This window comes from Aeromonas sp. QDB03 (assembly GCF_027707985.1).
Taxonomy (GTDB): domain Bacteria; phylum Pseudomonadota; class Gammaproteobacteria; order Enterobacterales; family Aeromonadaceae; genus Aeromonas; species Aeromonas hydrophila.
On sequence record NZ_JAPCJG010000006.1, the window covers coordinates 163,248 to 176,208 of the forward strand.

Consider the following 12,961-nt stretch of genomic DNA (forward strand, 5'->3'; position numbering starts at 1 on the left):
CCCAGGTCGTTTAGCTCAGCTGGGAGAGCACCTCCCTTACAAGGAGGGGGTCACTGGTTCGATCCCAGTAACGACCACCAGATTGAAAAAGCCCGCAGCAATGCGGGCTTTTTTTATGGCCGCTCGGCATCAGGTTCTCAGCCGCTCGAGCTGGGTGGCCAGTGCCGTGGCTGCCTGCTCCAGCTGCTCGCTCAGGTGATGGCTGGCGTTGGCTTCCTGCCCCAGGGTGGTGGCGGCGTCGCCGATCCGCATCAGATTCTGGTTGATGGTGTCGCTGACGGCGCTCTGCTGCTCGGCCGCCGTGGCCACCTGGCTGATGTGATCGTGGATCTGCTGGATCTGGGTGACCACCTGATTGAGGGCCTCAAAGGCCTGCTCCGTCCCTTCCACCGTGCTGGCCGAGCGAGTGATGCCGGTACTCATCAACTGCTGGCTGCTGTTGACCTCGGTCTGCAGGCTGCCGATGAGCTGACCTATCTCGTCGGTGGACTCCCGGGTCTTGTTGGCCAGCGCCCGCACTTCGTCTGCTACCACGGCAAAGCCGCGCCCCATGTCGCCGGCCCGCGCCGCCTCGATGGCCGCATTGAGCGCCAGCAGGTTGGTCTGCTCGGCAATGGCTCTGATCACGTCGAGAATGCGGCTGATGTTGGTGCTGCGCTGGGCCACCTGGGCGACGGCCTTGTCGGCGAGGTGCATGTCTTCAACCAGGGTGTGGATCTCGGTGCGGGCCCGGCTCAGGGTCTGCTGGGCCGTGCTGATGTGATGGGTGGCCGTCTCCGATTCCTGGGCTGCCTGCTCGGCATAGCCCGCCACGCTGACCGCCGTGGTGCTCATCTGATGCATGGCACTGACCACGCTCTCCAGCTCCAGGCTCTGCTCGTCCAGACTGCTGCGCATGGTGTCGGCCGTCTGCTTCATGCCCTGGGCCTGCTGGTGTACCTGCTGGCCGATCTGCTTGCTGCCTTGCACCATGCCGCGCAACTTGCCGAGGAAGGCATTGAGGTGGCCGCCCAGCTCGATCAGCTCCTGGTGGGTGTCTATCCTCATCTGCTGGGTCAGGTCCCCCTCGTTGCTGGAGAGGTGGGATACATGGCGACTGATGAGGGAGAGGGGAGCCGTGATGGTCTGGATGAACCAGATGAGCAGCGCCAGCGCCAGCAGGGTGATGACGACGATGGCAATCAGCTGTTGCTGCTGGGTGGCCTGCAGCAAGTCGCCAAGCTGGTTGCTGATGGTGTTGGCCTGGCTGAGTGCCAGCGCCTTGGGCACCTTGAGCATCAGCCACCACTGGGTGTCGGCTGCGTCGATCCTGACCGGTTGTTGCAGGATGAAGTCGGTCTCGGTGTCCTGCTCCTGGCCGGTGGGGGCGGTGAGGCCGGCTTCCGTCAGCGGCCGCCCCAGCTTGTCGGCGTGACGGTTGCTGCCGACGATGAGGCCCATTTTGCTGACCAGAGTGACCTCGGCCTGGTTGTCATACAGGCTCTTGCCGAGGTTCTCGGCCAGTTGCTGGAAGATGGGCAGGTTCATGTCGACGCCGGTGATGCCGACAAACTTGCCGGCTTTCAGAACGGGCACCGTCAGGCTGGTCATCAGCATCTTGTTGCCGGGGCTTATCTCGTAGAGGTAGGGCTCCATCAGACAGGGGCGCAGGGTGTCGCGGCCGCACAGGTACCATTCGCTGTTGCGGATGCCGAACTCGTTGACCGAGGTGTCGTATTTGGCGGCACTGGTGGCGGCATCCACCGGCTGCTGGCTGATCTGGCCGCCCTGGTCGCGAGTGAAATAAATTTCCAGGCTGCCCTTGCCGGCGACGGAGTGGGAGGCGCCGGCTTGCCAGCTGGCATCCTGGCCGTCGTACCCGTCGGGTTCAAACTGGGCATAGATGGAACTGATGCCGCCCGCTTGTTGCAGTCGACTGTGAAGCAGCGTCTCGACCTGGGGGCGGCTCAGCAGCCTGTCCGGCTGCGCCATGCTGCCCTCCAGCTGGGCCGCCATGCCCAGCGGCACCTGATAGGACTGCTGCAGCAGGTCGGCGATCTGCACCGCATAGCGTTCGGCCTGGAACTGCAGGGTACGGGAGACTTCCTGCTCCAGCGCCTGGCGGGTCTGGCTGACGATGTTGCTGCGCAGGGTGTTCAGCGAGGAGGACTGCATCAGGGTCATGGCGAGACCGCTGGCGAGAAACAGCCCCATGGTGAGCAGTAGCAGCTTGGTTTTGAGGGAACGTTGTTTCATTCGACAACTCCTTTGGCAAGAATGACAACGAATTACTTGAGTATATTCGGACACTTGCGCAGCACCGGATTTGTTGATGGGTTTGTGCGCGGCTTCTGGTTATAATTTTTGCCTTTCCAAGCGTTGATGGAACAGTCGCAATGAGCAATGCACTGAACAATGTCCCGCCGGTAGTCGAGATGGACTATCCGTTTCCGGCCAAGCCCCTTCCCCTGAGTTCCGAGCAGAAGACGACCCTGATCGCAGACATCAAGGCACTGCTCAAGGAGCGCAAGGCGGTGCTGGTCGCCCACTACTACACGGATCCCGAGATCCAGGCGCTGGCGGAGGAGACCGGTGGTTTCGTCGGCGACTCCCTCGAGATGGCCCGCTTTGGCCGTGATCACGCCGCACAGACCCTGATCGTCGCCGGGGTGCGCTTCATGGGAGAGACCTCCAAGATCCTGAGCCCCCACAAGCGAGTCCTGATGCCGACGCTGGAGGCCGAGTGCTCGCTTGATCTGGGCTGCCCCATCGAGCAGTTCTCCGCCTTCTGCGACGCCCATCCCGACCATATCGTGGTGGTCTATGCCAATACTTCGGCGGCGGTGAAGGCGCGGGCGGACTGGGTGGTGACCTCCAGCATCGCGCTGGAGATCGTCGAACATCTGGACAGCCAGGGTCACAAGATCATCTGGGGCCCGGACCGTCACCTCGGTGCCTACATCGAGAAGAAGACTGGCGCCGAGATGTTGCGCTGGCAGGGCCACTGCATCGTCCACGACGAGTTCAAGGCCCGCGCCCTGCGTGAGCTGAAGGAGCAGAATCCGGATGCCGCCGTGCTAGTCCACCCGGAGTCCCCTGCCTCGGTGATCGAGCTGGCCGATGCGGTGGGCTCTACCAGCCAGCTGATCAAGGCGGCCAAGGAGCTGCCCCAGCAGAAGCTGATCGTGGCGACTGATCGCGGCATCTTCTACAAGATGCAGCAGGCCTGCCCGGAGAAAGAGATGGTGGAGGCGCCGACCGGTGGCGATGGTGCGACCTGCCGCAGTTGCGCCCACTGCCCCTGGATGGCGATGAACGGCCTGGTGGCCATCAAGGAGGCCCTCACCGATGGCGCCGAGCGTCACGAGATCCTGGTGGACGAGGATCTGCGGGTGAAGGCCTTGATCCCGCTCGACCGCATGCTCAACTTCGCCGCCGAGCTCAGGCTCAAGACCCAGGGCAATGCCTGATCACCAAGACAAAGAGATGCAAAGAGGGCTCCCGCGGGAGCCCTCTTTATTTATCTGAACCTCATCCAGCTCAGATGATCACGGTGGAGAAGCTGTGCTCTTCATCCGGTGCGACGGTCACGCCTGCCTCGCTGGCGATGGCGGCTTCGACGCAGAGCATGGTGCGATAACCATCATCGCTCATGTCGGCCATGGCGCGGGCACCTTCCAGCCAGGGAGTCCAGACCACCACGCTGTCGTGGTTGCCGCTGACCACCCGGGTCTCGCGTTCGCCATCCTGGATGCTGACGTGGGCCGCAGGCTGCCAATAGACCCGATCCAGCGGTCCGTTCAGGGTCAGAGGGCCCTGCTGCTGGCCATTCTGGCCGGTCAGTTTGTCGGCATAGGGCTCGCCAAGGCCGCTGACGCTCACTGACTCCGGTGAACTTATCTGCAGGTAGGTGTGCAGGGCGCCGCTGTAGACGAGCGGCGCTTTGCCGGTGTTGCGGGTGGTCAGTACCAGAGCCAGCTCCTTGCCGACCAGCACGTCCAGCTCCAGCTCGAAGGCATGAGGCCAGAGCTGACGGGTTGCCTCGTTGTCACGCAGGGATAGGTGTACCAACGTTCCGTCTCCGTGATCGGAGACACCGTCCAGCGTCCACAGGCTGGTGCGGGCAAAGCCGTGGGAGGGCTTGCCGCTGCCGACGCGGGCAGGGGCCGGGCCGAACCAGGGCCAGCAGAGGGGAATGCCGCCACGGATGGGTTTGCTGCCATCCAGCACCGCCTTGTCGCTGAGCCAGATGGAGGCGGGTTCGTCGTGACGCTGGTAGCTCAGCACGTGGGCGCCAAACAGGCTGATTTCTGCCTTGGCGTAACCGTTGTTGACGGTCAGCAGGGGTTGGCCAGCCGGGTGGTGGCTGAGGGTACAGTGGGCAGTCAGAGAGCGTGTCGGTTGCATGAGGGCTCCTGTGCTCGCGCACATTCAGAAGAGAGGGTTGGAAAAATCCCGGTCCAGAATACAAAAAGGCGGCCCATGGCCGCCTTTTTCAAGCTACTTGATTGCGTATCCCAAATTACTTGGAGATGTGAGCGATCAGGTCCAGAACTTTGCTGGAGTAGCCCATTTCGTTGTCGTACCAGGATACAACTTTAACGAATTTGTCGTTCAGCTGGATACCAGCTTTGGCGTCGAATACGGAGGTCTGACGCTCACCCAGGAAGTCGGTAGATACAACTTCGTCTTCGGTGTAGCCCAGAACGCCCTTCATGGCGCCTTCGGAAGCAGCTTTCATCGCTTCGCAGATTTCTGCGTAGGTGGCAGCTTTCTTCAGGTTGACGGTCAGGTCAACAACAGACACGTCCGGAGTCGGAACGCGGAAAGCCATACCGGTCAGCAGGCCTTTCAGTTCCGGGATAACCACGCCAACAGCCTTGGCAGCACCGGTAGAGGACGGGATGATGTTCTGAGCCGCACCGCGGCCACCGCGCCAGTCTTTGGCAGACGGACCATCAACGGTCTTCTGGGTAGCAGTGGTAGCGTGAACGGTGGTCATCAGGCCGGACTCGATACCGAAGGTATCGTTCAGAACCTTGGCGATCGGAGCCAGGCAGTTGGTGGTGCAGGAAGCGTTGGAAACGATGTCCTGGCCAGCATAGGTAGCGTCGTTAACGCCCATTACGAACATCGGGGTAGCGTCTTTGGACGGACCGGTCAGAACGACTTTTTTGGCGCCGGCAGCGATGTGCTTGCGAGCGGTCTCGTCGGTCAGGAACAGACCGGTAGCTTCGGCAACAACGTCAACACCGATTTCGCCCCATTTCAGGTTGGCCGGGTCACGCTCAGCGGTAACACGTACGGTTTTGCCGTTGACAACCAGATTGCCGTCTTTGACTTCAACGGTGCCCTTGAAGCGGCCGTGAGTGGAGTCGTACTTCAGCATGTAGGCCATGTAGTCAACGTCGATCAGATCGTTGATACCAACCACTTCGATGTCAGAACGCTCAGCGGCCAGACGGAAGACGAAACGGCCGATGCGGCCAAAACCGTTAATACCTACTTTGATAGTCATAATTGGTTACCTAACTGTTCAGTAGTCAAAGAAAATTCCGTTTGTAAATTTACTAGAACTCCCCCGTGAGTCAACTAACAATCTGTCTGAAATTGCGCTATATCATGAAAAACTGTGAAATTTATTTTCTGTTTATGTAACTGACTACCAGCTTTTGTCGAAATAACTATCTATCTCCTGGCGGTGCGGTTATCAACAATAGTGCCTGCTCGGTCACACAACCAGCCAGGCAGATGTGTAAAAATGTGCGCGGTTTAGCATGGCCCATAGAGCCACTGTTCAAGTACCACCCATAAAAATTAATCAAAATAGTATAGATAGAATCCACAGCGGGAATTCTCAAACTATGACCACCCTGATTGAACAGCTGGCTGCCGCCAAAGGTATCGCCAGCGAGTATGTTGATGCCTGGGGCCACCCGGCTCAGGTATCCGAAGAGAGCAAGGCCGCCATGCTGGGCGCCATGGGTTACCGCGTCGATGACGAGGCCGCCCTGACCGAGCAGCTTGAGCAGGAGCACCGCCAGCACTGGTTGCGTGCACTGGATCCCGTGATGGTGGTCCGCAGCGGCGAGCCCATTACCCTCGAAGTCCGTCTGCCCATCGAATTCGTCAACGACGCCCTCAGCTGGCAGCTCAAGCTGGAGCAGGGCGGCCTGTTGTCCGGTCAGCTCACCCCCATCGACGGCGAGCTGGTCGGCGTGGCCGAATTCGAAGAGATGGAGTGCCAGGCCTATCGCGTGGCTCTGGATGTGCAGCCCGAGCTGGGTTATCACGATCTGATCCTGCTGGAAGAGGGCAATGACGAGCCGCTCGCCAGCATGCGCCTCATCGTCGCGCCCAAGGCGTGCTACAAGCAGCCTCCCATCGCCAATGGCCGCAAGGTGTGGGGTCCGAGTGTGCAGCTCTACTGCCTGCGCAGCCGCCACAACTGGGGCATCGGCGATTTCAGCGATCTGGGCCAGCTGGTCGAGAAGATGGCTACCTGGGGCGCTCACTTCGTCGGTCTCAACCCGATTCATGCCCTCTATCCGGCCAACCCGGAGAGCGCCAGCCCCTACAGCCCCTCATCCCGGCGCTGGCTCAACGTGGCCTACATCGATGTGGAAGCCGTGCCCGAATTTCTGGCCAATGCCAGGCTCAAGGCCGAGGTGGCGAACCCCGCCTTCCAACAGCACCTGAGCGAGCTGCGTGCCAAGGGCAACGTGGATTACACCGGCGTCATCGAGACCAAGCTCGGCATGCTGCGTCAGGTGTTTGACCAGGCCAGCCTGAGCGCCGAGCGCCAGGCCGCCTTCGATGCCTTCGTTGCCGCCGGCGGCGACAGCCTGCAGCAACAGGCCGCCTTCGATGCCCTGCAAGCCCACTTCTACGCCAAAGGCGAGAATGCTTGGGGCTGGCCGGTGTGGCCGGAGCCGTTCCGTGACTACCACAATCCCGAAGTGGCGGCCTGGATGGCCGAGCACCGCCAGGATGTGAATTTCTACCTCTATCTGCAGTTCCTGGCCGACGAGCAGCTGGCCCGGGCCGACGCCCGTGCCAAGGCGGCCGGCATGGTGATGGGGATCTACCGCGATCTGGCGGTGGGCGTCTCCGAAGGCTCCACCGAGATCTGGGCCAACCGGGATCTCTACTGCCCGAAAGCCTCGGTCGGTGCGCCGCCCGATATTCTGGGTCCGCTCGGCCAGAACTGGGGCCTGCCCCCCATGAACCCGAACCAGCTGTTCGAGGCGGCCTACCAGCCGATGGTGGATCTGTTCCGTGCCAACATGCGCTCCTGCGGCGCGCTGCGCATCGACCACGTGATGGCCTTGCTGCGCCTGTGGTGGGTGCCGCCTGGAGAGTCTGCCGCCAAGGGCGCCTACATCTATTACCCGGTCAACGACCTGCTCGGCATCCTGGCCCTCGAGTCCCACCGCAATCAGTGTCTGCTGATCGGCGAGGATCTCGGTACCGTGCCGGAGGGGATCGACGTGACCCTGAAAGAGAACGGCGTCCACTCCTACAAGGTGTTCTTCTTCGAGCGCTCCAAGGCCGATGGCGGCTTCATCTCTCCGGCTCACTACGCCGAGCAGGCGATGTCGGCGCTGACCACCCACGACATGCCGACCCTCAAGGGCTTTTGGCATTGCGACGATCTGGCGCTGGGACGCGAGCTGGGCTTGTATCCGGATGAAGACGTACTCAAGACCCTGTATGCTGATCGCCACCAGGCCAAGCAGCGGATCCTCGACAGCCTGCACGGCCACGGGGTGATCTCCGGCAACATCAGCCACGACGTGAACTGGGTCGGCATGAACACCGAGCTCAACCACGGTCTGCAACTGCACATGTCTCGTGGCAGCTGCGCCCTGTTCAGCACCCAGCTGGAGGATTGGCTGGAGATGGACAAGCCGGTCAACGTGCCGGGCACCAGTTACGAGTACCCGAACTGGCGCCGCAAGCTGTCTACCGATCTGGAGGATATTTTTGCCAATGAGGCGCTCAAGGCGCTGGCAGGCAAGATGAGCCAGGCCCGTGACGAGGCCAGTCGTTGAGCCACTGCCGACAAAACGTGACTCACTTACATCCGCTTCGGCCCAGGCCGGAGCGGATGCTCAGCTATGAAAGGAAATCTCGATGCTCGTTGAACGTTTGGTTGCAGCCCGCTGTTCCGATCCCTTCTCCCACTTAGGCCTGCAGGCCAATCCGGATGGGCCCGGCCTCAAGCTGACCGTCTGGTTACCCGATGCCCAGGCCGTACGGGTCAGGGATCTCAAGTCGGGCAAGATTGTTGCCACCCTGGCGCCCACCGATGATTCGGGCCTCTTTGAAACTGTTTTCACCCGCCGTAAAAATCCCTTCCCCTACCAGTTGCTTGCCGACTACCCAGATGCCACCGTCGAGGTCATCGATCCCTACCAGTTCCAGGATGCGGGCTGGGCCGGGTTGGCGGAACTCACCTACCAGCCGGAAAACCTCTACCACACGCTGGGTGCTCAGCTGCGTACCGTGGAGCATCTGGACCAGCAAGTGGAGGGGGTGCGTTTTGCGGTCTATGCACCGAGCGCCACCGCGGTGAGCCTCATCGGCGATTTCAACTTCTGGGATGGCCGTCGCTACCCGATGCAGCGCAGCCAGTGCGGTCACTGGGTGCTGTTCGTACCGGGCCTCAAGGCCGGGGATCGCTACAAGTTTGAACTCAAAGACCCGGCGGGTAACCGGCTGCCGCACAAGAGCGACCCGGTCGGTTTCTATTGCGAGCAGTACCCCTCGTTCGCCTCCGTGGTCTATGACCACGACCAGTACCAGTGGCAGGATGCCGCCTGGCGCGAGAGCCAGCTCAACGACAAACGCGAGCAGCCGCTCTCCATCTACGAGCTGCACGTGGGCTCCTGGAAGCGTCACCCCAACGGTGACAGCCTGAGCTGGCGCGAACTGGCGGTGGAGCTGGTGGATTACGTCAAGGGGATGGAGTACACCCACATCGAGTTGCTGCCGGTCTCCGAGCACCCGTTCAGCGGCTCCTGGGGCTACCAGCCGGTGGGCATGTTCTCGCCCACCAGCCGCTACGGCACGGCTGATGATTTCAAATACTTCGTGGACCAGTGCCACCAGGCCGGCATTGGCGTCATCCTCGACTGGGTGCCTGCCCATTTCCCGTCCGATGCCCACGGGCTGGCCCGCTTCGACGGCACCCCGCTCTACGAGTACGAGGATCCGCGCCGTGGCTGGCACCCGGACTGGAACTCCTACATCTACGACTTCGGCCGCAATACGGTGCGCCAGTTCCTGGTGGCCAGCGCCCTGTTCTGGCTCGACAAGTTCCACGTCGACGGCCTGCGGGTGGATGCGGTCGCCTCCATGCTCTATCTGGACTATTCGCGCAACGCCGGCGAGTGGGTGCCCAACGTCGATGGCGGCAACCACAACTACGAGGCGATCAGCCTGTTGAAGTGGACCAACGAGGAGGTGTACGGCAAGTACCCCCACGCCATGACCATCGCCGAGGAGTCCACCGCCTTCGCCGGGGTCTCCCGTCCCACCTTCCTGGGCGGCCTGGGTTTTGGCTTCAAGTGGAATATGGGCTGGATGCACGACACCCTCACCTACATGCAGAAAGAGCCCATTCACCGTCGCTACCACCACAACGACATGACCTTCTCCATGGTGTACCACTATGACGAGAACTTCATTCTGTCGCTCTCCCACGACGAGGTGGTGCACGGCAAGCACTCCATGCTCTACAAGATGCCGGGTGACGAGTGGCAGCAGGCGGCCAACCTGCGCGCCTACATGGGCTTCATGTATGCCCACCCCGGCAAGAAGCTCAACTTCATGGGCACCGAGATCGCCCAGAGCAACGAGTGGAATCACGATGCCCAGCTGCCCTGGCACCTGCTGCAGTATCCCAAGCACGGTGGCCAGCAGCGGCTGATCCACGATCTCAACCATCTCTACCGTCATGAGCCTGCCTTGTATCAGGCGGATTATGAGCAAAACGGCTTCCGCTGGCTGGATCACAACGACGCCGACAACAGCATCTTTGCCTGGCTGCGGGCCGACAAGCAGGGGGCCAACCCGCTGGTGGTAGCCTGCAACTTCACGCCGGTGCCGCGGCTTGCCTATCGGCTCGGGGTGCCGGCGGCCGGTCACTACCGGGTGGTGCTCAACACCGACAGCGAGCATTACTGGGGCAGCAACTATGATGTGGGTCTGGTCTTCGTCGCCGAGCCGACCCCGTGGCAGGGGATGGCGCACAGCATAGTGCTGGATCTGCCGCCGCTCGCGACCTTGTTCATCAAACAGGAGTCTTGATGTTCGTAATGGAAAAGGGGCAGGACCATCCGCTGGGGGCCCTGCTCGACGAGACGGGTTGTCACTTCTGCGTCTGGGCACCGCAATCGGACAAGGTGGAGCTCTGCCTGTTCGACGAGCAGGAGCGGGAGCTGGCTCGCCTCGAGCTGCCTGGCCGGCGCGGCCAGTACCGCTTCGGCCATGTGCGCGGCGTCAAGGCCGGTCAGCGCTACGGTTATCGGGTGCACGGCACGCCCCAGGAGGGGATGCTGTTCGACCCGGACAAGCTGTTGATCGACCCCTACGCCAAGGCGCTCAGTCGCCCGACCCACTGGGATGACGCCCTCTATCAAGGGGACAGTGCGGCCATGGTGGCCAAATCCGTGGTGGTGGATGACACCTTCGACTGGCAGGGAGTGGGCAAGCCCGCCATCGAGCCGGCCCGCACCGTCATCTATGAAACCCACGTCAAGGGTTTCACCCGCCAGCATCAGGGGGTGCCGAGCGAGCTGCGTGGCACCTATCTGGGCATCTGCCACCCGCTCATCATCGAGCATCTCAAGTCCATCGGCATCACTTCGGTGCAGTTGATGCCGGTGGCGGCCTTCATGTCCGAGCCCAGGCTCGAGCAGCTGGGGCTGACCAACTACTGGGGCTACAACCCCATCGCCTTCTTCGCTCCCGAGCCGCGCTATGCGGTGCAGGAGGCGGTGACCGAGTTCAAGACCATGGTGCGCGAGCTGCACAAGGCCGGGCTCGAGGTGATCCTGGATGTGGTCTACAACCACACCGCGGAGTCTGGCTTTGATGGCCCCATGCTCTCCTTCAAGGGCTTTGACAACGCCGGTTACTACGCCTTCGAGGCGGGGGCGCACGGCCCCGATTACACTCGCCACGCCAACGTCACCGGCTGTGGCAACAGTGTCAATCTGGATCACCCCAACAGCCTGCGGCTGGTGCTCGACGCCTTGCGCTACTGGGTCACCGAGATGCAGGTGGATGGTTTTCGCTTCGATCTGGCGGTCACCCTGGCGCGCGAGGCGGGCGAGTTCGACCCCATGGGGGCCTTCTTCAAGGCCATGATGGCGGACCCCGTGCTGGCACGGGTCAAGCTCATCGCCGAGCCTTGGGATATCGGCCCGTTCGGCTATCGGCTCGGCCAGTTCCCGAGCCAGTGGCTGGAGATCAACGACCGCTACCGCGACACGGTGCGCGCCTTCTGGCGCGGCGATGCGGGCAAGATGGGGGACTTTGCCACCCGGCTGGTCGGCTCACGGGATCTGTTCCCGAAGAACTGGCGCTCTCCCCATACCAGCGTCAACTACCTCTGCTATCACGACGGCTTCACCCTGGAGGATCTGGTCTCTTACAACCAGCGCCACAACCAGGCCAACGGCGAGGACAACCGGGACGGCCACGGCAACAACCTCTCCAACAACCACGGGGTGGAAGGGCCGACCCTGGATCCGCGGGTCAACAACCTGCGCCAGCAGCAGAAGCGCAACCTGATCGCCACCCTGCTGCTGTCGCAAGGCACCCCGCACTTCCTCGCCGGCGACGAGATGGGCCGCAGCCAGCTCGGCAACAACAACGCCTACTGCCAGGACAACCAGATCAGCTGGGTCAACTGGCAGTGGCGGCCGGAGGACGAGCGGCTGCTCGCCTTCACCCAGCAGATGCTGGCGCTGCGGGCGGAGTCCACCGTCTTCTCCAACCTGCAACTGAGCGACGACAGCTGGAACGGCGCCCCCAGCAGCTGCCATCAGGTCAACTGGTATCACCCGGACGGCCATCAGCTCACCGATCAGGACTGGCACGCCCCCATGGGGCAGGCGTTCGCCATGGACATCGGCATGCTCGGCTGCGGCGGGGAGCGCTGGTACGTGCTGTTCAACGCCAGCGACTACGACATCCAGTTCCGTCTGCCGCCGCCGGGGGAGGGGCTGGAGTGGATCCAGACCATCGACACCGCCACCAACGACGGGCTGCCGTTCCTGCCTGACGACATCAAGCGGCAGGTGGCGGTGGGCCGGGCTCACTCCCTCAAGCTGCTGGAGCGGGTCGCCCTGAGTGCGGTGGCGCTGGCCGAGGAGGGGGTGGTCGCCACCCCGGATGTTGCCGTCGTGTTGCCAACCGGATCACAGTTCCCGCTGGCGGGGTAGAGCGCGGCGCCCTGACTGGGTATGCTGGGCACCGATATTCACGGCAAGGAGTCAGTATGAGCGGCAACACCCCCAACCCCGAGCAGTGGCGCCGGCAGTTGAGCGCCGAGCAGTATCACGTCTGCTGGGAGAAGGGCACGGAGCGTCCCTACAGCGGCGCCCTGCTCCACAACCGCAAGAGCGGCGACTACCTGTGCGTCTGCTGCAAGCAGGTGCTGTTCCACTCGGATGCCAAGTTTGACTCGGGCTGCGGCTGGCCCTCGTTCGATCGGGCCATCGAGGGGACCGTGACCTACACCGAGGATGGCAGCCACGGCATGAAGCGGGTGGAGATCACCTGCAGTCAGTGCGGCTCCCACCTCGGCCACGTCTTCCCGGACGGGCCGACCGAAACCGGTCAGCGCTACTGCGTCAACAGCCTGAGCCTGGATTTCGATCCCGAGCCCTGAGTCTGGCGCCCGGCATCCATGCAAAAACGGCCCCCTGCCTTGGCAGGGGGCCGTTTCTTTGTGGCCGCAGCCCGGGCC

General features: G+C 62.4%; 8 protein-coding genes and 1 tRNA gene. 6 read left to right on the top strand and 3 right to left on the bottom strand.

Features of this window, described 5'->3' with window-relative positions; translation table 11 throughout:
• Positions 1 to 4 precede the first annotated feature (4 nt).
• Positions 5 to 80: transfer RNA gene (locus tag PG900_RS16110), tRNA-Val, on the top strand.
• A 49-nt stretch (positions 81 to 129) separates the two neighbouring features.
• Here PG900_RS16110 and PG900_RS16115 read toward each other — a convergent pair.
• Positions 130 to 2,235 carry a methyl-accepting chemotaxis protein gene (locus PG900_RS16115; RefSeq protein ID WP_270831799.1) on the bottom strand — a complete coding sequence of 702 codons (2,106 nt, stop codon included), beginning with the start codon at positions 2,233 to 2,235 and terminating at the stop codon, positions 130 to 132.
• Positions 2,236 to 2,375: 140 nt separating this feature from the next.
• On the opposite strand from PG900_RS16115, the gene nadA reads away from it, so the two are divergent.
• Positions 2,376 to 3,449: a quinolinate synthase NadA gene (gene nadA / locus PG900_RS16120; RefSeq protein ID WP_029302198.1), complete on the top strand. Its 1,074-nt coding sequence runs from the start codon at positions 2,376 to 2,378 to the stop codon at positions 3,447 to 3,449.
• 70 nt (positions 3,450 to 3,519) lie between these two features.
• Here nadA and PG900_RS16125 read toward each other — a convergent pair whose 3' ends face one another.
• Together PG900_RS16125 and gap are read right to left on the bottom strand one after the other, a co-directional pair.
• Entirely contained in the window at positions 3,520 to 4,386 is an 867-nt protein-coding gene (locus tag PG900_RS16125) for a D-hexose-6-phosphate mutarotase (RefSeq protein ID WP_270831801.1), read from the bottom strand.
• Positions 4,387 to 4,501: 115 nt separating this feature from the next.
• Complete coding sequence (gene gap / locus PG900_RS16130; protein ID WP_011707358.1) at positions 4,502 to 5,497, bottom strand: type I glyceraldehyde-3-phosphate dehydrogenase; 996 nt, start codon at positions 5,495 to 5,497, stop codon at positions 4,502 to 4,504.
• Between the two features lie 346 nt (positions 5,498 to 5,843).
• On the opposite strand from gap, the gene malQ reads away from it, so the two are divergent.
• The 4 genes from malQ (at position 5,844) to msrB (ending at position 12,883) form a co-directional block, all read left to right on the top strand.
• Positions 5,844 to 8,033, top strand: coding sequence for a 4-alpha-glucanotransferase (gene malQ, locus PG900_RS16135; protein ID WP_270797971.1), 2,190 nt, complete (start codon positions 5,844 to 5,846; stop codon positions 8,031 to 8,033).
• A gap of 82 nt (positions 8,034 to 8,115) precedes the next feature.
• Entirely contained in the window at positions 8,116 to 10,293 is a 2,178-nt protein-coding gene (gene glgB, locus PG900_RS16140; protein WP_270797972.1) for a 1,4-alpha-glucan branching protein GlgB, read from the top strand.
• Positions 10,293 to 12,434, top strand: coding sequence for a glycogen debranching protein GlgX (gene glgX, locus PG900_RS16145; RefSeq protein WP_270831802.1), 2,142 nt, complete (start codon positions 10,293 to 10,295; stop codon positions 12,432 to 12,434). The genes glgB and glgX overlap by 1 nt, the downstream gene beginning before the upstream one ends.
• 56 nt (positions 12,435 to 12,490) lie before the next feature.
• On the top strand, positions 12,491 to 12,883 hold the full coding sequence (gene msrB / locus PG900_RS16150; protein WP_017411114.1) for a peptide-methionine (R)-S-oxide reductase MsrB: 393 nt from the start codon (positions 12,491 to 12,493) through the stop codon (positions 12,881 to 12,883).
• Positions 12,884 to 12,961: the final 78 nt, after the last annotated feature.

Bases quoted from the DNA above. Each gene is read 5' to 3' on its own strand.
- PG900_RS16115 (WP_270831799.1), bottom strand. From the start codon at position 2,235: ATGAAACAACGTTCCCTCAAAACCAAGCTGCTACTGCTCACCATGGGG.
- nadA (WP_029302198.1), top strand. From the start codon at position 2,376: ATGAGCAATGCACTGAACAATGTCCCGCCGGTAGTCGAGATGGACTAT.
- PG900_RS16125 (WP_270831801.1), bottom strand. From the start codon at position 4,386: ATGCAACCGACACGCTCTCTGACTGCCCACTGTACCCTCAGCCACCAC.
- gap (WP_011707358.1), bottom strand. From the start codon at position 5,497: ATGACTATCAAAGTAGGTATTAACGGTTTTGGCCGCATCGGCCGTTTC.
- malQ (WP_270797971.1), top strand. From the start codon at position 5,844: ATGACCACCCTGATTGAACAGCTGGCTGCCGCCAAAGGTATCGCCAGC.
- glgB (WP_270797972.1), top strand. From the start codon at position 8,116: ATGCTCGTTGAACGTTTGGTTGCAGCCCGCTGTTCCGATCCCTTCTCC.
- glgX (WP_270831802.1), top strand. From the start codon at position 10,293: ATGTTCGTAATGGAAAAGGGGCAGGACCATCCGCTGGGGGCCCTGCTC.
- msrB (WP_017411114.1), top strand. From the start codon at position 12,491: ATGAGCGGCAACACCCCCAACCCCGAGCAGTGGCGCCGGCAGTTGAGC.